Origin of the sequence: Rugamonas brunnea (assembly GCF_014042345.1) — a bacterium.
In the GTDB taxonomy this organism is placed as follows: domain Bacteria; phylum Pseudomonadota; class Gammaproteobacteria; order Burkholderiales; family Burkholderiaceae_D; genus Rugamonas; species Rugamonas brunnea.
The window spans coordinates 14695-36343 of the sequence record NZ_JACEZT010000002.1; the positions used below are offsets into that span (position 1 = coordinate 14695).

A 21649-nucleotide genomic window follows, 5' to 3' on the forward strand; every position below is an offset into this window, starting at 1 on the left:
GGGGAAGATTGATGAAAAAAACGATAACAACGTGGCTGGCCGGATTCACCGTGCTGTTCGCCCTGGGCGCCGCACTGCCGGCCGTGGCCGCTGACGAGACGCAAGCTTCGGCCGCCGCGTCGGCGCCTGCCGCCAGCGCCCCTGCCGCATCGGCACCCGCTGCCAGCGCCCCGGCCGCCGCCCCGGCGCCGGAAGCGGCACCCGCCGCCGCAGCAGCAGCTGCTCCGGCCGCCGCCGCTGCCGCAGCACCAGCGCCGACGCCCAACAAGGGCGACACGGCCTGGATGATGACCTCCACCTTGCTCGTGATCATGATGAGCATCCCCGGCCTGGCCCTGTTCTACGGCGGCCTGGTGCGCACCAAGAACATGCTGTCCATCCTGCTGCAAGTGTTCACGATCTTCTCGCTGATCATTGTGCTGTGGTGCGTGTTCGGCTATTCGCTGGCCTTCACGGAAGGCAACGCCTTCTTCGGCAAATTCGACCGCCTGTTCCTGAACGGTATCTGGGATCCGGTCAAAGCTACGTTCTCGACCGCCGCCACCTTCAGCAAGGGCGTGGTGCTCAATGAATTCGTGTACGTCGCCTTCCAGGGCACCTTCGCCGCCATCACCTGCGGCCTGATCATCGGCGCCTTCGCCGAGCGCGCCAAGTTCAAGGCCGTGCTGGTGTTCGTCGTGCTGTGGTTCGTGTTCGCCTACCTGCCGATCGCCCACATGGTCTGGTTCTGGACCGGTCCGGACGCGATCAAGGACGCCGCTACCCTGGCCACCGAAACGGCCAAGGCTGGCTGGCTGTGGCAGAAGGGCGCGCTGGACTTCGCCGGCGGTACCGTGGTGCACATCAACGCCGCCGTGGCCGGCCTGGTCGGCGCCTTCATGATCGGCAAGCGCGTTGGCTATGGCCGCGAATCGATGGCCCCGCACTCGCTGACCATGACCATGATCGGCGCTTCGCTGCTGTGGGTGGGCTGGTTCGGTTTCAATGCCGGTTCCGCGCTGGAATCGGGCGACGTGGCCGCGCTGGCCTTCGTCAACACCCTGCTGGCCACGGCCGCTGCCGCCATGTCCTGGCTGTTCGGTGAGTGGATCCACAAGGGCAAGCCTTCCATGCTGGGCGCTGCATCCGGCGCCGTGGCCGGTCTGGTGGCCATCACCCCGGCCTGCGGTTATGTCGGTCCGATGGGCGCGCTGATCATGGGCCTGCTGGCCGGTGTGGTCTGCCTGTGGGGCGTGAACGGCCTGAAGCGCATGCTCGGCGCCGACGACTCGCTGGACGTGTTCGGCGTGCACGGCGTGGGCGGCATCATGGGTGCGCTGCTGACCGGCGTGTTCGCTGCACCATCGCTGGGCGGCCAGGGCATCTTTGACTACGTCACCAACAAGATGTCGACCGATGCGTATTCCATCGTCGGCCAGGTGACTACCCAGGCCACGGCCGTCGGCACCACCATCCTGTGGTCGGGCCTGGTCTCGTTCGTTGCTTACAAGCTAGTCGACATCGTCATCGGTCTGCGCGTGCCGGAAGAAGAGGAACGCGAAGGCCTGGACATCACCAGCCACGGCGAATCGGCTTACCACAACTGATCCGTCGCATCGCATACGGCCCGCCGCTGGCGGGCTACACCGGGGCGCTCCGCAAGGGGCGCCCTTTTTTCGTTATTGGGGGTTTAAAAAGGCAATATTGCCCCGATTTGGTATATTTGCACGGTAATATAGGCGGTTCAGTGTGCCTGGAGGGTCGTCCTCCCGCATCAATTAAGGAAGTGATCATGGTTCCCCATCTCGTTACGGCCCTGACCGGACCGCTGCTAGATCTCGAAGAAAAAATCCTGGCCGCCACGCCCGCCATCGAGCGCTGGTTCCGTCTCGAATGGCAGGAACATACGCCGCCGTTCTACTGCTCGGTCGATTTGCGCAACGCCGGCTACAAGCTGGCCCCCGTCGACACCAACCTGTTCCCCGGCGGCTTCAATAACCTGGCCACCGAGATGCTGCCGCTGTCCGTGCAGGCCGCCATGGCCGCCATCGACAAATATTGCCCGGATGCCCGCAACCTGCTGCTGATCCCCGAGGTGAAGGCGCGCAGCCCCCACTACTGGCAGAACGTGGCGCGCCTGATGCAGATCTTCCGCCAGACCGGCCTGCACGTGCGGCTCGGCTCGCTGTCGCCCGAGGTCACCCAGCCGACCCCGCTGGCCCTGCCCGATGGCAATATGCTGGTGGTGGAGCCGCTGGTGCGTTCGCCCAACGGCCGCCGCCTGGGCCTGAAGGATTTCGACCCGTGCACCATCCTGCTCAATAACGACCTGTCGGCCGGCATCCCGGACATCCTGCAGAACATCCATGAGCAAAGCCTGCTGCCGCCGCTGCACGCGGGCTGGGCCCTGCGCCGCAAGAGCAACCACTTCGACGCCTACGACGAGGTGGCCAAGAAATTCGGCAAGCTGATCGGCGTGGACCCGTGGATGCTCAACCCCTTCCACGCCAAGTGCGGCCAGGTGAATTTCCAGACCGGCGAGGGTGAGGATTGCCTGATCGCCAACATTGATACGCTGCTGGCCAAGATCAAGAAGAAGTACAAGGAATACGGCATGAAGGAGCAGAAGCCGTTCGTGATCGTCAAGCCCGACGCGGGCACCTACGGCACCGGCATCCTGACCATCAAGGACTCGGCCGAGATCAAGCAGCTCACGCCGCAGCAGCGCGAACGGCTGTCCATCGTCAAGGATGGCAAGGCCGTCACCGACATCATCATCCAGGAAGGCGTGCCCACCTTCGAGAGCATCAAGGACGCCGTGGCCGAACCGGTGGTCTACATGATAGACCGCTACGTGGTGGGCGGCTTCTACCGTGTCCATGGCGAAAAGGGCGTGGACCAGAACCTGAACGCGCCCGGCTCGGAATACGTGCCGCTGGCGTTCGCCCAGCAGCACGCCGTGCCCGACCTGAAGGCCAAGCCCGGCACGGCCGCGCCCAACCGCTTCTACGTGTATGGCGTGGTGGCGCGCCTGGCGCTGCTGGCCGCTTCGCTGGAGATGGAGCGCACCGACCCCAATCCGGAAGTGTATTGACGGGAGCGTGGAGCGGCCGCGCACGGCCGCGCCCGCTTGTCGGCTAAAATCAGGCATTACCCAGAATGGAAACCTCCATGAAAATCGCATTCCTCGCCGATCCCCTGGCCAGCTTTAAGACCTACAAGGATTCGACCTACGCCATGATGGTGGAGGCGGCCGCGCGCGGCCACGCCGTCTACGCGTTCGAGCAGAAGGACATGGCACTCGACGGCGGCATCGTGTACGCCAACGCGGCCCGCGTCATCCTCACCGGCGACGCCCACGACTGGTACCGGCTGGAGCCGCACCACGAGGCCGCCCTGACCGAGTTCGACGCCGTCATCCAGCGCAAGGACCCGCCGTTCGACATGGAGTACATCTACGGCACCTACCTGCTGGAGCTGGCCGAGCGCCAGGGCGCGCGCGTGTTCAACCGGCCCGACGCGATCCGCAACCACAATGAAAAGCTGGCCATCGCCCAGTTCAGCCAATTCACGGCGCCCACCCTGGTCACGTCCAGCGAGGCGCGGCTGCGCGCCTTCCAGGCCCACCACGGCGACGTGATCCTCAAGCCGCTGGACGGCATGGGCGGCGCCGGCGTGTTCCGGGTCCAGGCCGACGGCATGAACCTCGGCTCCATCATCGAGACGCTGACCGACAATGGCCGCCGCACCATCATGGCGCAGCGCTACATCCCCGAGATCGTCAACGGCGACAAGCGGATCCTCGTCATCAACGGCAAGCCGGTGCCCTACGCGCTGGCGCGCATCCCGCAGGCGGGCGAAGTGCGCGGCAACCTGGCTGCCGGCGGCACGGGCGTGGCCCGTCCGCTGAGCGAGCGCGACCGCGAAATCGCCGAGACGCTGGGGCCCGTATTGGCCAGCCGCGGCCTGTTGCTGGTAGGATTGGACGTGATCGGCGACTACCTGACCGAAGTGAACGTCACCAGTCCCACCTGCTTCCAGGAGATCACGCAGCAGACCGGCTTCAACGTGGCGGCCATGTTCATTGACGCGGTGGAGCAGGGCGCAACCCAGGCATGAAGTCACGACTTGAAAAAAAATTATGCGGCGCGCGTTGTAAAGCGGCGCCGCTCACTGGCGGTTTAAACTTATGGTAGGCATACTGCTTATGACTCACGCGCCGCTGGGGCAGGCGTTCATCGCTGCCTGCGCCCACGTTTTTCGCGGCCCGACGGAACGGCTGGAAGCGATCGACGTGGTGGCGGACCAGGACCTGGCCGAAGTGCAGGGACTGGCGGCGGCCGCCATCGCCCGGCTCGACGAGGGCGACGGCGTGCTGGTGATCACCGACATCAAGGGCGGTACCCCGGCCAACTGCTGCAATAAGCTGGCCGACGCCGGACGGGTGGAGGTGATCGCGGGTATCAGCCTGCCGATGCTGCTGCGGGCCATCACCTACCGGCGCGACACGCTGGACGTGGTGGTGGAAATGGCCCTGGCCGGCGCGCAGAGCGGCGCCGTGCGGGTCGACAACCGGATACGGCTGGGTCCGAACTAGTCGCTCCGGGTTTTGAGTGGCCGCCGTCGTCGCTAAAGGCGGCCTTGTTTGCAGTGCGCATTCCTGATTGAGAACAGAAAAATATGATTCAACAAGAACTTGAGATTATCAACAAGCTTGGTTTGCATGCGCGTGCTTCCGCCAAATTCACCCAACTGGCAGCAAAATATCAAAGCGACGTCTGGCTGACCCGCAATGCCCGCCGCATCAACGCCAAATCCATCATGGGCGTGATGATGCTGGCCGCCGGCAAGGGCGCCAAGGTCACGCTGGAGGCCGATGGCGCCGATGAGCAGGAATGCATCACGGCGCTGACCGCGCTGGTCAACGACAAGTTCGGCGAAGGCGAGTAATGCCCGCGGAACCCGGCCGTCCACGTATCCCGACAGGTTCACCCATGGCATCTTTCACGCTACATGGCATTCCCGTATCGCGCGGTATCGCGATCGGCCGGGCCCACCTGCTGGCGGCGGCCGCGCTCGAAGTCAAGCATTACCTGGTGGCCGAGGAGCACCTGGAGGCCGAGGTGCAGCGCCTGCAGCAGGCGCTGGTGGCCGTGCACAAGGAACTGCAGACCCTGTGGCTGGACCTGCCCAAGGATGCGCCCACGGAGCTGGGCGCGTTCATCGACGTGCATGCGCTGATCCTGTCGGACCCCATGATCTCGGAGGCGCCGCTCGACATCATCCGCACCCGCCATTACAACGCCGAGTGGGCGCTGCTGACCCAGATTGACGAGTTGTCGGCCCAGTTCGACGAGATCGAGGACCCCTACCTGCGCGAGCGCAAGGCCGACATCCAGCAAGTGGCCGAGCGCGTGCTCAAGGTGCTGATGGGCAGCGCCCAGCCGCTGGCCGCCGTCGGCGACGGCGAATACCAGGCCCAGATGATCGTCGTCGCGCACGACATCTCGCCGGCCGACATGCTGCAATTCCGCGACCGTTCCTTCATCGGCTTCGTCACCGACGTCGGCGGCCAGAACTCGCACACGGCCATCGTGGCGCGCAGCCTCGACATCCCGGCCGCCGTCGGCATGTCGCAGGCGTCCACGCTGGTGGAGCAGGACGACTGGATCATCATCGACGGCGACGCCGGGGTGGTCATCGTCAACCCCAGCGCGCTGGTGCTGGAGCAGTACCGCGAGCGCCAGAACGCGCTGCAACGGGCCCGCAAGAAGCTCAACAAGCTGAAGAAGACCCCGGCCGTCACCAAGGATGGCACCCCGATCACGCTGCTGGCCAACATCGAGCTGCCCGACGACTGCGCGGCCGCTATGGACGCCGGCGCCAACGGCGTGGGCCTGTTCCGCTCCGAATTCCTGTTCATGGGCCGCAACAGCCGCATTCCGTCCGAGGACGAGCAGTTCGAGCAGTACAAGCGGGCCGTAGTGGCCATGAAGGGCCGCCCCGTCACCATCCGCACGCTCGACATCGGCGCCGACAAGCCGCTCGACCAGACCGAGCACACGGCCCTGAACCCGGCCCTGGGCCTGCGCGCCATCCGCTACTGTCTCGCTGAACCGCAGCTGTTCCTGTCCCAGTTGCGCGCCATCCTGCGCGCCTCTGCGTTCGGCAAGGTGCGCATCCTGATCCCCATGCTGGCGCACGCGTTCGAGATCGACCAGTCGCTGGCCATGATCGCCCAGGCTAAGGCCGAGTTGCGCGAGGAGGGCGTCAAGTTCGACGAAACGGTCGAAGTGGGCGCCATGATCGAGATCCCGGCCGCCGCGCTGGCGCTACCCATGTTCGTCAAGCGCATGGACTTCCTGTCGATCGGCACCAATGACCTGATCCAGTACACGCTGGCCATCGACCGGGTTGATTATGAGGTGGCGCACCTTTACAATCCCCTGCATCCGGCGGTGCTGCAGTTGATCGCCATGACCATCGCGGCCGGCAACAAGGCCGGCATCGACGTGGCCGTGTGCGGCGAGATGGCGGGCGACGTCAAGCTCACCCGCCTGCTGCTGGGCATGGGCTTGCGCGAATTCTCCATGCACCCGGCGCAGCTGTTGTCGGTCAAGCAGGAGATCCTGAACAGCGACCTGGCGCGGCTGGCGTCCCAGACGCGCAAGATCATGCGTTCGATGGAACCGGATGCCATCGCCGACGCGGTCCAGCAATTGCAGCTGATGTAACCATCATCGCGGTACAATCTGCATTGCTGGCAAGCCTGCGGAACCCACCCTCGCGGTTCCGCATTGATTATCTGGCCCGTGGGGCCGCCCCCTAGACAACCCAAAAAACACATGCCATCCATTGGATACGTGTCGCCGCAAACCATGCATTTCCCGCAGCCGCTGGCGCTGCAAAGCGGCGCCACGCTGCAAGACTACACGCTGATGTACGAAACCTACGGCACCCTGAACGACGACAAGTCGAACGCGGTGCTGGTCTGCCACGCCCTGAACGCTTCGCACCACGTGGCCGGCGAATACGAGGGCAAGCCGAAAAGCACCGGCTGGTGGGACAACATGGTGGGACCGGGCAAGCCGCTCGACACCGACAAGTTCTTCGTCATCGGCGTCAACAACCTCGGCTCCTGCTTCGGCTCCACGGGCCCCATGCACACCAATCCGGCCACCGGCAAGCCCTATGGCGCCGCTTTCCCCGTGGTGACGGTGGAAGACTGGGTGGCCTCGCAGGCGCTGCTGGCCGACCGGCTGGGCATCCAGCAATTCGCCGCCGTCATGGGCGGCTCGCTGGGCGGTATGCAGGCGCTGGCCTGGAGCATCATGTACCCGGACCGGCTGCGCAACTGCGTGGTGATCGCCTCCACGCCCAAGCTGTCGGCCCAGAACATCGCCTTCAACGACGTGGCGCGCCAGGCCATCCTGTCCGACCCGGACTACCATGGCGGCGACTTCTACGAGCACGGTGTGGTGCCGCGCAACGGCCTGCGCGTGGCGCGCATGGTCGGCCACATCACCTACCTGTCGGACGACGACATGGCCGAGAAGTTCGGCCGCAAGCTGCGCGACGTCTCCAAGAACGGCGACGGCAACTACAAATTCGGCTTCGGCGTCGATTTCGAGATCGAGTCCTACCTGCGCTACCAGGGCGACAAGTTCAGCGAATACTTCGACGCCAACACCTATTTGTTGATCACCAAGGCGCTCGACTACTTTGACCCGGCCCGTGCCCACGGCGGCGACCTGGCCAAGACCTTGGCCGGCACCAAGGCCAAGTTCCTGCTGGCGTCCTTCACCACCGACTGGCGTTTCTCGCCCGCGCGCAGCCAGGAGATCGTGCAGGCGCTGGTGCGCAACCGCCGTCCCGTCACCTACGCCGAGATCGACGCGCCGCACGGCCACGACGCCTTCCTGCTGGAAGACCCGCGCTACATGAACCTGGTGCGTGCCTACTACGAGCAGGTGTGGAAAGAGCTGGGCGCGCCCGCGCAGGCGGCGCCCGCCAGCAGCAACAAGGAGTACGCATGAATTTTGAACAGTTAAGCAGCGCCCGTCCCGACCTCGCCTTCATCGCCCACTGGGTGCCCAAGCAGTCGCACGTGCTGGACGTGGGCTGCGGCGACGGCGTCATGCTCGACTACCTGCAGACCGACCGCCAGTGCAGCGGCTACGGCATCGAGATCGCAGACGACAAAGTGCTCGACAGCACCCGGCGCGGCGTGTGCGTGATCCAGCAGGACATGGAAAAAGGCCTGGGCCTGTTCGCCGACAATTCTTTCGACACCGTGCTGTGCCTGTCCTCGCTGCAGATGATGAAGCACGTCGAACCGCTGCTGCGCGACATTGTGCGGGTGGGGCGCGAAGCCATCGTCTCCTTCCCCAACTTCGCCTACTGGCCGCACCGGGTGGCGCTGCTCAACGGCCGCATGCCGGTCTCCAAGTCGCTGCCCTACCAGTGGTACGACACGCCCAACGTGCGCTGCGCCACCATCAATGACTTCCGCGAACTGGCCGAGGAGTGCGGGCTGGAAGTGCTCGAATGCGTGGCCCTGGCGGCCGGCGAGCAGGTCTCCGTGCTGCCCAACCTGCGCGGTGACCTGGCCGTGTTCCGGCTGCGTAAGAAGGCCCTGACCTGATGGCGGCGCCGGAGCCCGTGGCGCCCCAGCCGGCCGCACCCGCGACCAGTTGGCGCACCTACCTCAATGGCCGCACCGTGGCCATTTTGTTCCTGGGCTTCAGCTCCGGCCTGCCGCTGTACACGCTGATCTACCTGATGCAGGCCTGGCTGGCCACCTCGGGCCTGGACGTCAAGGCGCTGGGCCTGTTCGCGCTGGTCACGTCGCCGTACACCTTCAAGTTCCTGTGGGCGCCGTTCATGGACCGCTACAGCCTCGGCCCGCTGGGCCGGCGCCGCGGCTGGATGGCGCTGACCCAGTTGCTGCTGTTTGTGACCATGGGGGCCATGGGCATGCTGGACCCGAAAACCCAGCTGGGCCTGATCGCCGTGTTCGTGGCCGGCGTGGCCTTCCTGTCGGCCAGCCAGGACGTGGTGATCGACGCCTTCCGGCGCGAGTCGCTCAGCGACGCCGAACAGGGCCTGGGCGCAGCCGTCATCGTCAACGCCTACAAGGCGGCCAGCCTGGTGCCCAGCGCATTGGGGCTGGTGCTGGCCGACAGCATGCCGTGGCAGACCGTGTTCTGGATCGTGGCCGCCTTCATGCTGCCCGGACTGGCCTGCACACTGCTGGTCAGGGAGCCGGCCGTGTACGGCGAACCGCCGCGCAATCTGCAGCAGGCCATCGTGCTGCCGTTCCGCGAATTCGTGCGGCGCGACGGCTGGAGCAAGGCCTTCATGATCATCGCCTTCGTGCTGCTGTATAAACTGGGCGACAGCATGGCCACCGCCTTGTCGACCAAGTTCTTCCTCGATATCGGTTTCAGCACCAAGCAGATCGGGCTGGCGGCCAACGCCACCGGCTGGTGGGCCAGCCTGGCTGGCGGCGTGGTGGGCGGGGTGTGGATGGTCAAGTTGGGCATCAACCGCGCGCTGTGGGTGTTCGGCGTGCTGCAGGCGCTGGCCATCCTGGGCTTCGCGTGGCTGGCGCAGGTGGGCGCCAACCCGGTGCTGCTGAGCGCCGTGTACGGCTTTGAAGCGTTCGCCAGCACCGGGCTGGGCGCGGCCGCGCTGGTGGCGTTTATCTCGCGTTCCACCGATCCGCGTTACACTGCTACCCAATACGCGCTGTTTTCCAGCCTCGCCGCTGTGCCGCGCACCTTTATCAATTCCTCGGTCGGCTTCATCGTGGCCGAAACGGGCTGGTTCACGTTCTTTATCGTGTGCTTTGTCCTCGCATTTCCTGCCATGATGATGCTGCCGAAAATCGCACCATGGAATGCACCACATGAACACCCTCAAACGTAGCGCACTGGCGCTGGCGCTGGTGGCCGGACTGGCCGCCGCGCCGTTGGCATCGACGCAAAATTATTCGGACGGCATCCCCGTCAAGCCGATGTCGAAGTTCCGCAATTTCGAAGACCAGCAGCAGGTGGACCAGCAGTCGCGCCAGCAGTACCAGCAATTGCTGGGCCAGGCGCAGCAGAAGCAGGCGCTGATGCCGGATAACCACCCGCAGGTGATCCGCCTGCGCGCCATCGCGCGCCGCCTGATCCCGTTCACCACGCGCTGGAATCCGGAGGCGGCCAACTGGAAGTGGGAAGTGAACCTGCTCAATTCGGCCACCGTGAACGCGTTCTGCATGCCGGGCGGGCGCATCGCTTTCTACAGCGGCATCCTCACCAAGCTCAATCTGACGGACGATGAAGTGGCGATCGTGATGGGCCACGAGATCGGCCATGCGCTGCGCGAGCATGGCCGCGAGCAGGCCGGCAAGGCCACCACAGCCAACCTGTTCGGCCGCGTGGCCAGCATTGGCCTGTCGGCCTGGCTGGGCGTGGACCAGCGCCTGACGGACGCCGGCGCCAATGCCGTCACCCAACTGGCCGTGCTCAAATTCTCGCGCGAGGACGAGAGCGAGGCCGACGACGTGGGCCTGGACCTGGCGGCGCGCGCCGGCTTCGACCCGCGCGCGGGCGTGGCCTTGTGGACCAAGATGGGCCAGCTCAATCAGGGCCAGCCACTGGAATTCCTGTCCACCCACCCGAGCGGCAATTCCCGCATCGATGACATGAACCGCAACATGCCGCTGGTGCTGCCCGTGTTCGCGCGCGCACGCGGACTGGACCCGAACGCGCTGCCGCCGTACCACTCGATGGCCATCAGCCGGCGCTGACATGGCGGCCAACGCACACAAGCATGGCAAGCCGCCGCTGCCCATGCGCGACGGCGTCATGCCCAGCTATTTGTGGCTGCAGGGCGGCGACTGGCCGGACATGCTGACCTTCATGGCCGAGCGCTTTCCGGCCGTGACGAAAGAGGACTGGCGCACGCGCATGGAGAAGGGCGGGGTGGTGGACGCCAGCGGCACGCCGCTGCTGCCGCACAGCCCTTACCGGCGCGGCATCCGTATCTTCTACTACCGCGAGCTCGATGTGGAAACGCCGATTCCGTTCCACGAGGAGATCCTGTACCAGGACGACGACCTGCTGGTGGTGGACAAGCCTCACTTCGTGCCCATGATCCCGACCGGGCGCTTCCTGCATGAGTCGCTGCTGGTGCGCCTGAAGAAGAAGCTGGGCATGGAGGAGCTCACGCCCATCCATCGGCTCGACCGCGAAACGGCCGGCGTGGTGATCTTCTCGTGCCGTCAGGTCACGCGCGGCGCCTACCAGTCGCTGTTCCAGAAGCGCGCCATCGCCAAGGAATATGAGGCGCTGGCCGCGCCGCTGGCCGGCTACGACTTCCCGTTCACCTACCGCAGCCGCATGGTCGATGGCGAGAAATTCTTCGTGATGAAGGAGGAGGAGGGCGAGCCCAACTCAGAAACGGTGATCGACGTGATCGAACACCGGGCCGACGCCACGCTGTACCGCTTGCGGCCGCACACGGGCCGCAAGCATCAGCTGCGCGTGCATATGGCGTCGCTGGGCGTTCCCATCGTGAACGATGCGTTCTACCCGGTGGCGCTGCCGTGCAAGCAGGATGACGTATCGCAGCCGTTAAAACTGCTGGCGCGCGCCATCGCGTTCGACGACCCGTTCACGGGCGAGCGGCGCCAGTTTTTCAGCCGGCGCACGCTGTAAGCGCACGCACCGCCGGCGCACACCGTTGGGGCGCGCCATCGGCACTGGGGAGGGCGGCCGCTCAGGCCGTGTATTCGATGGTCAGCGGGGCGTGGTCGGAGAAGCGCTCATCCTTGTAGATGGCCACCGTGCGCGCTTGCGCCGCGATGCCGGGCGTGGCTACGTGATAGTCGATGCGCCACCCCACGTTCTTGGCCCAGGCCTGGCCACGGTTGCTCCACCACGTGTACTGTTCCTCGCGCTTGTCGAGGCCACGGTGCACGTCCACGTAGCCCACCTCATCGAAGATGCGGGTCATCCAGGCCCGTTCCTCGGGCAGGAAACCGGAATTCTTCTTGTTGCCCTTCCAGTTCTTCAGGTCGATCTCGTGGTGGGCGATATTCCAGTCGCCGCAGATCACCACTTCACGGCCTTCGGCGCGCAGCGCCTCCAGGTGCGGCAGGAACAGGTCCATGAAGCGGAATTTCGCTTCCTGGCGTTCGGGGCCGGACGAACCAGATGGGCAGTAGACGGAAATGATGGTCAACTGGCCGAAATCGCAACGCACGTAGCGGCCTTCGGCGTCGAATTCCGGGCTGCCGAAGCCGATCAGCACGCGGTCCGGTTGCATCTTGCTATAGACGCCGGTGCCGGAATAGCCCTTTTTCTCGGCGTAGTGGAAGTGGCCATGGTAGCCGCCCGGGTTGAGGAATTCAGGCGTCATGTCGGCTTGCTGCGCCTTGAGTTCCTGGACGCAGACGAAATCGGCATCCTGCGCGGCCATCCAGGTGAAAAAGCCCTTGGAGGCGGCGGAACGGATACCGTTCAGATTGGCGGAGATTATTTTTGGCATGGGATACGTTGCGTGGCGTCGCGGGCGGTGCCCGATGGAAAAGCCGCCAGTGTAGCGTGTTTTGCGCGGCCTCGTCCGCGCTGGCGGCGGGCGGCTTTGATTGTCCTGACCGGGCGCGCGGATTAAAATACAGGCACTTTTACAAAATGAGGCTATATGAGCAACGATACGAGCAACTTGCGACAAGAATTTATCGCGTTTTCCGTCGCCACCGGCGTGCTGCGCTTCGGTGAGTTCACCACCAAGGCGGGGCGCCAGTCGCCGTACTTCTTCAACGCCGGCCTGTTCCACGACGGCGCGACGCTGGCCCAGCTGGCCCAGTTCTACGCCCAGACCCTGCTCGACTCGGGTGTCGAGTTCGACATGCTGTTCGGTCCCGCCTACAAGGGCATCACGCTGGCCTCGGCCACGGCCGTGGCGCTGGCTGGCAAGGGCCGCAACACCTCGTTCGCCTTCAACCGCAAGGAAGCCAAGGACCACGGCGAAGGGGGCACCATTGTCGGCGCCAAGCTGCACGGCAAGGTCGTCATCATCGACGACGTGATCTCGGCCGGCACCTCGGTGCGCGAATCGGTGGACATGATCCGCGCCGCCGGCGCCGAACCGTGCGCCGTGCTGATCGCGCTGGACCGCATGGAACGCTCGGGCAAGGATGGCGCACTGTCGGCCAATTCGGCCGTGCAGGAAGTGAGCCAGACGTATAACATTCCCGTCATCTCGATCGGCAACCTCGACGACCTGTTCAGCTACCTGAACGGCGCCGGCGCCGATCCCCAGCTGCAGCAGTACAAGGACGCCGTGGCCGCCTACCGGGCCCGCTACGGGGTGGCTGCCGCCGCTTGATGCCGCGCAGCGTCGCTGCGTGGACTTTGAAATTGCTTTGGCGTAACATTCAATCGTAGTCTCCAAGCGTATTGCTGATCGGCCCTGGCCGGGAAAATAAAGGCTGAATGATGAACATCGCGACTTTGAAAGTGCATGGCGACGCTGAAGGCCTGGCGGACATCCGCGACGGCCTGCCGACCGAGCCCGACCATACCTGGACCAAGGGCGATCCCCGTCCCGATGGCCGCGTACGCATCGATTCCGGCTTCTACCTGGGCGTGGCGACCCACCAGGACCCGGACGTGCTGCTGCGCCAGATCCGTTCCTACCTGGCCGAATGCTCGGCACGCGGCATCCACTTCGAGCGTTCCGACGTGGCGGCCGAGCTGCGCATCGCCATCAGTCACACGGATGGCGAAACCGTCGTGCCCAGCCTCGATTTCGAGCTGGCGGACTTGCGGCTGTTGGTTGACATGGGTATTTCACTCAGTATCGCCACGCAGTGACGGCCAGGCGCTCCCCGCGCCCGGGAAATTGCGTTAAGCTAACGGTTTTGCCAAAAGCATAACTGGAGTGTAGCAATGCGATTTTCCGAAGACAGACTGGCCCGCCTGCCAGTTGGCGGCCAGACTGAACGCCAGATCCACATCTGGGAGCCGGCCGCGCCGCGCGCCGTCATCATGGCGCTGCACGGCGGCATGGCCCATGCGGGCGACTATGTGACGCCAGCCCTGTACTTCCGCGCCCACGGCATCGCCACCGTCAGCTACGACATGGTGGGCCACGAGATGGCGCGCCGGGTCGACATTCCCGGCTTCCACGTCTTCCTGGATGAAAGCGAACTGCTGCTGGCCTGGGTCAAGCGCCAGTACCCCGGCTTGCCGATCTTCATCATGGGCCACTCGATGGGGGGGCTGATCGCCACCCACCTGGCGCTGCACCGCTTGCCGGCCGACCCGGCCGTCAACGGCTTCATCCTGTCCTCGCCGTACTACGTCAACGCGATCAAGGTGGCGCCGGTGCTGCTGGCGCTGTCGGGCGTGCTGGCCGCGCTGCTGCCGCGCATGAAAGTGCCGCTCGATTCGCTGACCGACGTGCTGACCCACGACGCCACCATCACGGCCCGCCACCACGCCGACGAGCGCGACAACGTGCGCGCGACCGAGGTGACGGTGCGTTTCGGCCATGCGCTGAACCAGGCGCAGGCCGGGCTGGCGGCACACATGCCGGCCTGGCGCTATCCGCTGTTCGCCGCGATCGCCGGCGACGACCGGCTGGCCGACGCCGACGCAGGCGAGGCCATGCTGCGCTCGATCAAGCCGGAACTGGTGGAGCTGCACCGCTATCCGCAGAATTACCACGAGAACTTCAACGAACTCAATCGCGAGCAAATCTTCGCCGCCATCCTGCAATGGATGGGCGCGCACGGCTTGCCGGCCTGACGGGTGGCTGCGGGTCTGACCTACCGGGTCCGACCCGCCGGGCTCGGGCCGCTGGGCCTGGGCAGGTCCGGCGCGCGGGCGCGATCCGCGGTTTAGAGGATTCATACAAGCATTTATGCAACTGGTTGCGTAAACAAATGAAGCGGCCTACAATCGTGCAACTGATTGCATAAACGGAGACCCGCATGACCGCATACCCACACCTGTTGACCCCACTGGACCTGGGCTTCACCACGCTGCGCAACCGCGTGCTGATGGGCTCCATGCACGTGGGCCTGGAAGAAGCGCCCAATGGTTTCGCCCGCATGGCGGCGTTCTATGCCGAACGCGCGCGCGGCGGCGTGGGCCTGATGGTCACGGGCGGCATTTCGCCCAACGAGGCCGGCCGCCCCGTGCGCGGCGGTTCCATGATGACCACCGAGGCCGACGCTGAGCACCACCGCCAGGTCACCACGGCCGTGCACGCGGCCGGCGGCAAGATCGCCATGCAGATCCTGCACTTCGGTCGCTATTCTTACCAGCCCGGCCTGGTGGCGCCCAGCGCGCTGCAGGCGCCGATCAACGCGTTTGAGCCGCACGAGCTGACCACCGACGAAGTCGAGCAGACCATCGAAGACTTCGTGCGCTGCGCCGGCCTGGCCCAGTCGGCCGGCTACGACGGCGTCGAGATCATGGGTTCGGAAGGTTATCTGATCAACGAATTCATCGCGGCCCGCACCAATATGCGCGACGACGAGTGGGGCGGCAGCTACGAGAAGCGCATGCGCTTCCCGGTCGAGATCGTGCGCCGCACGCGTGAAAAAGTGGGCCCCAACTTCATCATCATCTACCGCCTGTCCATGCTGGACCTGGTGGAAGACGGCTCCACGCTGGACGAAGTGATCGCACTGGCCAAGGCGGTGGAAGCGGCCGGCGCCACCATCATCAACACCGGCATCGGCTGGCACGAGGCGCGCATTCCCACCATCGCCACCAAGGTGCCGCGCGCGGCCTTCGCCTGGGTCACCAAACAACTGCGCGGCCACGTGAAGATCCCGCTGATCGCCACCAACCGTATCAACACGCCGGAAGTGGCCGAGCAGGTGCTGGCCGACGGCTATAGCGACATGGTGTCGATGGCCCGCCCGCTGCTGGCCGATCCGGAATTCGTCGTCAAGGCCGAGCAAGGCCGCGCCGACGAGATCAACACCTGCATCGGCTGCAACCAGGCCTGCCTGGACCACACCTTCAGCGGCAAGATCACCTCTTGCCTGGTCAACCCGCGCGCCTGCCACGAGACGGAACTGGTGTTCCAGCCCATGGCCAAGCGCAAGCGCGTGGCCGTGGTGGGCGCCGGCCCCGCGGGCCTGAGCTTCGCCGTGGCGGCCGCCGAGCGTGGCCACGCGGTGGAACTGTACGAAGCGGCCGGCGAAATCGGCGGCCAGCTGAACGTGGCCAAGCAGGTGCCGGGCAAGGAAGAGTTCTACGAGATGCTGCGCTACTTCGGCAAGCAGATCGAACTGCGCGGCGTGCAGGTCAAGCTGAACACGCGCGCCACGGCGGCGCAGCTGAAAGAGGGCGGCTACGACGAGATCGTGGTGGCCACCGGCGTCACGCCGCGCCTGCCGGACATCGAGGGCGTGGACCATCCCAAGGTGATGGGTTACCTGGACGTGCTACGCGAGCGTAAGCCCGTGGGTAAATCCGTGGCCATCATCGGCGCCGGCGGCATCGGCTTCGACGTGGCCGAGTTCCTGACCCACAGCGGCGAGAGCGCCACCCTGCATCCGGAGAAGTTCTACGCCGAGTGGGGCATCGACACGGCCTACCGCGAGGCCGGCGGCCTGCGCGCGGCCGAAGTGGAAGCATCGCCGCGCCGGGTCTACCTGTTGCAGCGCAAGGAGAGCAAGGTGGGCGCCAACCTGGGCAAGACCACCGGCTGGATCCACCGCACCGGGTTGAAGGCGCGCCGCGTGGCCATGGCCTCCGGCGTCAGCTACCGCAAGATCGACGATGAAGGCCTGCACGTGACGGTGGACGGCGAGGATAAGGTCCTGCCGGTCGATAACGTGATCCTGTGCGCCGGCCAGAATCCGCTGCGCGAGCTGTACGACGAGTTGCAGGCGGCCGGCTGCGCCGCGCACCTGATCGGCGGCGCGGACGTGGCGGCGGAACTGGACGCCAAGCGCGCCATCGACCAGGGCGTGCGTCTGGCGGCCACGATCTGATCCCCGATCTTGATCCACGATCTTGATTCAACCCCGGCCAACCGGCCCAACCCTGAACTGGCGGAGAACGGCATGACAGAGCAACTCGCATCCTTGCACCCTTCCGTGGCGGCGTCGCTGGCCACCTGGCACGACATGCTGCACCGGCGCGACCTGGCGGCGCTACCATCCATCGTCCACCCGGACGCCGTGTTCCGGTCGCCGCTGGCGTTCACGCCCTACCAGTCGGCGCAAGCCGTGGTGCTGGTGCTGGGCACGGTGATCAATGTGTTCGAGGACTTTGTCTACCACCGCCAGTTCGCCACTGGCGACGGCCTGAGCGTGGTGCTGGAGTTCAGCGCCCGCGTGGGCGACAAGCAGCTCAAGGGCGCCGATTTCATCCGCTTCGACGAGGACGGCAAGATCGTCGAATTCGAGGTGATGGTGCGCCCGTTGAGCGGCCTGCAGGCGCTGGGTGCGGAGATGGGCAAGCGCATCGGCCACCTGATCCCCGCGTTCAAAGGCTAGGCCGTCTGCAACGATGACGGGTGGCATGGGATAATGTCGTCTTTGCCACATCGGGCCCCGCCTGCGAACACCATGTCTTTACCCCATGCCTTGATCACGGCCTTGCTGGAGCGCCCTTGCTCCGGCGTGGAATTGGCGCGCCGTTTCGACAAATCCATCGGCTTTTTCTGGCACGCCACGCACCAGCAGATCTACCGTGAACTGGGGCGGCTGGAGCAGGCGGGATGGGTGGAGTCGCTGGAGCCGGAATCGGGGCGCGGGCGCAAGCGCGCCTACCGCGTGCTGCCGTCCGGGCGCGAAGAACTGCGGCGCTGGACGGCGGAAAGCCAGGACCCTAAGCCGATGCGCAATGAACTGATGCTGCGCCTGCGTGCGGAAGCCGTGATCGGCCCCACCGGGCTGGATCAGGACATCGCCCGCCGGCTGGACATGCATCGCCAGCAGCTGGCGCTGTACCAGCAGATCGAAGCGCGCGATTTTCCACCGAATGGACAAAGCCGCGAGCAGCAATTGCAGCACCTGGTGCTGATTGCCGGCATCAAGATGGAAACCTTCTGGATTGAGTGGTCCGAACAAGCGCTGGCCGTGCTGGCGCGTAAGCCGTCCGTGTAAGGCCGGACCGGCACCCTATTTTTCGCATCGTTCCCGCAAAAAAAATGGCCGGGGATCGCTCCCCGGCCATGTCGTGATGCCTTGCTTGTTTAGCCAGCCAGCTTGGCCTTCAGCAGCTCCGTCAATTGAGCCGGGTTGGCCTTGCCGCGCGACGCTTTCATGGCCTGGCCGATCAGCGCGTTGATGGCCGCTTCCTTGCCGGCGCGGTACTGCTCGACCGACTTGGCGTTCGCCGCCAGCACGTCGTTGACGATCGCTTCCAGCGCGCCCGTGTCCGAAATCTGCTTCAGACCCTTGGCTTCGATCACCGTGTCGACCAGGTTTTCGTCGGCGGACTTGGCTTCCCACATGCCGGCGAAGACTTCCTTCGCGGCCTTGTTGGAGATGGTGCCGTCGGCGATCCGCTTCAGCATCGCGGCCAGCTGCGCTGCCGATACCGGCGCGTCGGCGATGTCCACGTTCTCGCGGTTCAGGGTGGACGACACGTCGCCCATCAGCCAGTTGGCGGCAGCCTTGGCGTTTTCCTTGCCGGCCTTGTCCACCACGGCCACGAAGTAGGTGGCCATGGCTTTGGATTGGGTCAGCACCAGCGCGTCATAGTCGGGCAGCGCGTATTCGCTCACGAAGCGCGCGCGCATGGCGCCCGGCAGTTCGGGCATGGTGGCCTTCACCTCATCGATCCACTGCTGCGAAATCATCAGTGGCGGCAGGTCGGGGTCGGGGAAGTAGCGGTAATCCTGCGCGTCTTCCTTGCTGCGCATTTCGCGCGTTTCCTTGCGGTCCGGGTCGTACAGGCGGGTGGCCTGCTGCACCTTGCCGCCGTCTTCGATCAGCTCGATCTGGCGGCGCACTTCCACGTGCACGGCTTCCTCGATGAAGCGGAACGAGTTCAGGTTCTTGATTTCGCAGCGGGTGCCGAATTCCTTCTGGCCTTTCGGACGCACGGACACGTTCACGTCGCAGCGGAACGAGCCTTCTTGCATGTTACCGTCGCACACGCCGAGCCACATCACCAGCGAGTGCAGGGCCTTGGCGTAGGCCACCGCTTCGGCGGCGCTGCGGATTTCCGGCTCGGACACGATCTCCAGCAGCGGCGTGCCGGCGCGGTTCAGGTCAATGCCGCTCATGCCGTGGTAGTCCTCGTGCAGCGACTTGCCGGCGTCTTCCTCCAGGTGGGCGCGCGTCAGGTTGACGGTCTTGGTGACGAATTCGCCATCCTTCTCGTAGCCGAAGGTGAGCGAGCCGCCTTGCACCACGGGGTCCTCGAACTGGCTGATCTGGTAGCCCTTGGGCAGGTCGGGGTAGAAGTAGTTCTTGCGGGCGAACACGGACTGCGGCGCCACCTTGGCGCCGACGGCCAGGCCGAAGCGGATCGCGCGGTCCACGGCCTGCTTGTTCATCACCGGCAGCACGCCCGGCAGCGCCAGGTCGACGGCGCTGGCCTGGGTGTTCGGTTCGGCGCCGAACTTGATCGGCGAACCGCTGAAAATTTTAGATTCGGTCGTGAGCTGCACGTGGTTCTCAAGACCGATGACGACTTCCCATTCCATATTGGTGTTCTCGCTGATGTATTCGTTGTAGGGGGCTTAGATGCCGGCCGGCGCGCGCAGGTGCCAGTCGGTGGCTTGCTGGAACTGGTGCGCCACGTTCAGCAGCTTGGCCTCGCCGAAGTAATTGCCGATGATCTGCAGGCCCACGGGGCGCTTGCTGTTCTTCTCGCCCTGGCCGAAACCGCAGGGGATGGACATGCCGGGCAGGCCGGCCAGGCTGGTCGACAGCGTGAAGATGTCGGCCAGGTAGGCGGCCACCGGATCGTCCGACTTGTCGCCCAGGTCCCAGGCCACGGTGGGGGCCACGGGGCCCATGATCACGTCGCAGACAGCGTTGGGGCCATTGAGCACGGCTTCGAAATCCTGCGCGATCAGGCGGCGGATTTTCTGTGCCTTCAGGTAGTAGGCGTCGTAGTAGCCGTGGCACAGCACGTAGGTGCCGACCATGATGCGGCGCTTGACCTCGGCGCCGAAGCCTTCGGCGCGGGTCTTCTTGTACATGTCCTGCAGGTCCTTGTACTCGGCGGCGCGGTGGCCGTAGCGCACGCCGTCAAAGCGCGACAGGTTGGACGAGGCTTCGGCCGGCGCGATCATGTAGTAGGCCGGGATCGACAGCGCCGTGTTGGGCAGCGAGATGTCGACCAGCGTGGCGCCCAGCTTCACGAACTGTTCCAGCGCGGCGCGCACGGCCTGCTCGACGTCGGCCGCCAGGCCTTCGCCGAAGTATTCCTTGGGCACGCCGATGCGCAGGCCCGTCAGCGGCTGGTTCAGCGCGCGCGTGAAGTCTTCCGCCACGCCGCCCTGTTCCGGCGTCAGGCTGGTCGAGTCGCGCTCGTCGAAGCCGGCCATGGCCGACAGCAGTAGCGCGCAATCCTCGGCCGTCTGCGCCATCGGGCCGCCCTGGTCGAGCGAGGACGCGAACGCGATCATGCCGAAGCGCGACACGCGGCCGTAGGTGGGCTTGATACCGGTGATGCCGCAGAACGAAGCTGGCTGGCGGATCGAGCCGCCCGTGTCGGTGCCGGTCACGCCGGGCGCCAGGCGCGCGGCCACGGCGGCGGCCGAACCGCCCGAGGAGCCGCCCGGTACGGCCGTCTTGTCCCACGGGTTCTTCACGGCGCCGAAGGCCGAGTTCTCATTGGCCGAGCCCATGGCGAATTCGTCGCAATTGAGCTTGCCCAGCGTGACCATGCCGGCCGCGTTGAGTTTTTCCACCACGGTGGCGTTGAACGGGCTGACGTAATTGGCCAGCATTTTCGAACCGGCCGTCGAGCGCCAGCCCTGGGTGACGAAGATATCCTTGTGGGCGATAGGCACGCCCGTCAGCGGCGTGGCCGTGCCGGCCGCGATGCGGGCATCCGCTTCGGCCGCCTGCGCCAGCGTGAGGGCGCGGTCCACGTGCAGGAAGGCGTTCAGGTCGCTCGCTTCGATGCGGTCGAGGAAGTGCTTGGCCAGGTCGGTGGCGGAAATCGCTTTGCTTTGCAGCAGGGCGGACAGCTCTTTAATGGTTTTGGTGTGCATGGCGTTTCAGTCAATTCAGGGCACGTCGTCCGCGCGTCGGCGGGGACCCATGCCTGGTATGGATTCCCGCCTGCGCGGGAATGACGGTGCGGCGGTGGTTCGGGCGTTCGGTGCGCAGTGGGGCGGGGCGCGCTTATTCGATCACTTTCGGCACCAGGTAGAGGCCGTCCTCGGTTTTGGGGGCGACCGCCTGGTAGGCGTCGCGGCGATTCGGTTCGGTGGCCACGTCTTCGCGCAGGCGCAGCGCGATATTGTGCATGTGGGCCGCCAGCGGATGGCTGAGCGGGGCGACGCCGTCGGTGTCGACCGCCTGCATCTGTTCGGCCAGCGCGAAGATGCCGTTCAGTTGGCCCAGCGCCGTGGCGGACTGCGTTTCGCTCATTTCGAGCTGGGCCAGGTGGGCGATGCGTTTTACGTCAGATAGGGTCAGGGACATGGCGATAGGCGCGGCCGGGCCGCGCGTTTA

Annotated in this window: 21 protein-coding genes; 17 read left to right on the forward strand and 4 right to left on the reverse strand. The window is 65.4% G+C overall.

Annotation, left to right across the window (positions count from 1 at the left end; translation table 11 throughout):
• The first annotated feature begins 11 nt into the window (after nucleotides 1-11).
• The 11 genes from H3H37_RS03825 to H3H37_RS03875 all read left to right on the forward strand — a co-directional run bounded on the left by H3H37_RS03825 (nucleotide 12) and on the right by H3H37_RS03875 (nucleotide 11687).
• Nucleotides 12-1586, forward strand: a complete 1575-nt coding sequence (locus H3H37_RS03825) for an ammonium transporter (RefSeq protein ID WP_182160330.1) — start codon at nucleotides 12-14, stop codon at nucleotides 1584-1586.
• Nucleotides 1587-1771: 185 nt separating this feature from the next.
• Complete coding sequence (gshA, locus tag H3H37_RS03830; RefSeq protein ID WP_182160331.1) at nucleotides 1772-3073, forward strand: glutamate--cysteine ligase; 1302 nt, start codon at nucleotides 1772-1774, stop codon at nucleotides 3071-3073.
• 77 nt (nucleotides 3074-3150) lie between these two features.
• Nucleotides 3151-4098 carry a glutathione synthase gene (gshB, locus tag H3H37_RS03835; protein ID WP_182160332.1) on the forward strand — a complete coding sequence of 316 codons (948 nt, stop codon included), beginning with the start codon at nucleotides 3151-3153 and terminating at the stop codon, nucleotides 4096-4098.
• 70 nt (nucleotides 4099-4168) lie between these two features.
• Nucleotides 4169-4576, forward strand: coding sequence for a PTS sugar transporter subunit IIA (locus tag H3H37_RS03840; RefSeq protein WP_182160333.1), 408 nt, complete (start codon nucleotides 4169-4171; stop codon nucleotides 4574-4576).
• 83 nt (nucleotides 4577-4659) lie between these two features.
• Complete coding sequence (locus tag H3H37_RS03845; RefSeq protein ID WP_182160334.1) at nucleotides 4660-4929, forward strand: HPr family phosphocarrier protein; 270 nt, start codon at nucleotides 4660-4662, stop codon at nucleotides 4927-4929.
• A gap of 44 nt (nucleotides 4930-4973) precedes the next feature.
• Entirely contained in the window at nucleotides 4974-6713 is a 1740-nt protein-coding gene (gene ptsP, locus H3H37_RS03850; protein WP_182160335.1) for a phosphoenolpyruvate--protein phosphotransferase, read from the forward strand.
• Between the two features lie 69 nt (nucleotides 6714-6782).
• Nucleotides 6783-8015, forward strand: coding sequence for a homoserine O-succinyltransferase MetX (gene metX, locus H3H37_RS03855; protein WP_375539983.1), 1233 nt, complete (start codon nucleotides 6783-6785; stop codon nucleotides 8013-8015).
• The gene (metW, locus tag H3H37_RS03860) at nucleotides 8012-8623 is read left to right on the forward strand and encodes a methionine biosynthesis protein MetW (RefSeq protein WP_182160337.1); all 612 of its coding nucleotides are present in this window, start codon (nucleotides 8012-8014) and stop codon (nucleotides 8621-8623) included. Before metX ends, metW begins: the two co-directional genes overlap by 4 nt.
• Nucleotides 8623-9909: an AmpG family muropeptide MFS transporter gene (locus tag H3H37_RS03865; protein WP_182160338.1), complete on the forward strand. Its 1287-nt coding sequence runs from the start codon at nucleotides 8623-8625 to the stop codon at nucleotides 9907-9909. The genes metW and H3H37_RS03865 overlap by 1 nt, the downstream gene beginning before the upstream one ends.
• A complete protein-coding gene (locus H3H37_RS03870) occupies nucleotides 9890-10777 on the forward strand; it encodes a M48 family metallopeptidase (RefSeq protein ID WP_182160339.1) in 888 nt (295 codons plus the stop codon). The genes H3H37_RS03865 and H3H37_RS03870 overlap by 20 nt, the downstream gene beginning before the upstream one ends.
• Nucleotide 10778: 1 nt before the next feature.
• Complete coding sequence (locus H3H37_RS03875) at nucleotides 10779-11687, forward strand: pseudouridine synthase (RefSeq protein WP_182160340.1); 909 nt, start codon at nucleotides 10779-10781, stop codon at nucleotides 11685-11687.
• Nucleotides 11688-11748: 61 nt separating this feature from the next.
• Here the strand turns inward: H3H37_RS03875 and H3H37_RS03880 are convergent, their stop codons facing one another.
• Nucleotides 11749-12519, reverse strand: coding sequence for an exodeoxyribonuclease III (locus tag H3H37_RS03880; RefSeq protein WP_182160341.1), 771 nt, complete (start codon nucleotides 12517-12519; stop codon nucleotides 11749-11751).
• Between the two features lie 156 nt (nucleotides 12520-12675).
• Between H3H37_RS03880 and pyrE the strand changes: the two genes are divergently transcribed.
• The 6 genes from pyrE to H3H37_RS03910 all read left to right on the forward strand — a co-directional run bounded on the left by pyrE (nucleotide 12676) and on the right by H3H37_RS03910 (nucleotide 18112).
• The gene (pyrE, locus tag H3H37_RS03885; protein WP_182160342.1) at nucleotides 12676-13362 is read left to right on the forward strand and encodes an orotate phosphoribosyltransferase; all 687 of its coding nucleotides are present in this window, start codon (nucleotides 12676-12678) and stop codon (nucleotides 13360-13362) included.
• 107 nt (nucleotides 13363-13469) lie between these two features.
• Entirely contained in the window at nucleotides 13470-13850 is a 381-nt protein-coding gene (locus H3H37_RS03890) for a DUF4279 domain-containing protein (RefSeq protein WP_229218649.1), read from the forward strand.
• A gap of 75 nt (nucleotides 13851-13925) precedes the next feature.
• The gene (locus H3H37_RS03895) at nucleotides 13926-14786 is read left to right on the forward strand and encodes an alpha/beta fold hydrolase (protein WP_182160343.1); all 861 of its coding nucleotides are present in this window, start codon (nucleotides 13926-13928) and stop codon (nucleotides 14784-14786) included.
• Nucleotides 14787-14971: 185 nt separating this feature from the next.
• Entirely contained in the window at nucleotides 14972-16993 is a 2022-nt protein-coding gene (locus H3H37_RS03900; protein ID WP_182160344.1) for an NADPH-dependent 2,4-dienoyl-CoA reductase, read from the forward strand.
• A 72-nt stretch (nucleotides 16994-17065) separates the two neighbouring features.
• Nucleotides 17066-17500, forward strand: a complete 435-nt coding sequence (locus tag H3H37_RS03905; RefSeq protein WP_182160345.1) for a nuclear transport factor 2 family protein — start codon at nucleotides 17066-17068, stop codon at nucleotides 17498-17500.
• A 72-nt stretch (nucleotides 17501-17572) separates the two neighbouring features.
• The gene (locus H3H37_RS03910; RefSeq protein WP_182160346.1) at nucleotides 17573-18112 is read left to right on the forward strand and encodes a PadR family transcriptional regulator; all 540 of its coding nucleotides are present in this window, start codon (nucleotides 17573-17575) and stop codon (nucleotides 18110-18112) included.
• An 89-nt stretch (nucleotides 18113-18201) separates the two neighbouring features.
• Here H3H37_RS03910 and gatB read toward each other — a convergent pair whose 3' ends face one another.
• The 3 genes from gatB to gatC all read right to left on the reverse strand — a co-directional run bounded on the left by gatB (nucleotide 18202) and on the right by gatC (nucleotide 21619).
• On the reverse strand, nucleotides 18202-19680 hold the full coding sequence (gene gatB / locus H3H37_RS03915) for an Asp-tRNA(Asn)/Glu-tRNA(Gln) amidotransferase subunit GatB (protein ID WP_311197398.1): 1479 nt from the start codon (nucleotides 19678-19680) through the stop codon (nucleotides 18202-18204).
• Between the two features lie 18 nt (nucleotides 19681-19698).
• A complete protein-coding gene (gene gatA, locus H3H37_RS03920; protein ID WP_182160348.1) occupies nucleotides 19699-21183 on the reverse strand; it encodes an Asp-tRNA(Asn)/Glu-tRNA(Gln) amidotransferase subunit GatA in 1485 nt (494 codons plus the stop codon).
• A 133-nt stretch (nucleotides 21184-21316) separates the two neighbouring features.
• Nucleotides 21317-21619 (reverse strand): Asp-tRNA(Asn)/Glu-tRNA(Gln) amidotransferase subunit GatC, encoded by a 303-nt coding sequence (gene gatC, locus H3H37_RS03925; RefSeq protein WP_182160349.1) that lies wholly within the window; start codon nucleotides 21617-21619, stop codon nucleotides 21317-21319.
• Between the last annotated feature and the right edge of the window lie 30 nt (nucleotides 21620-21649).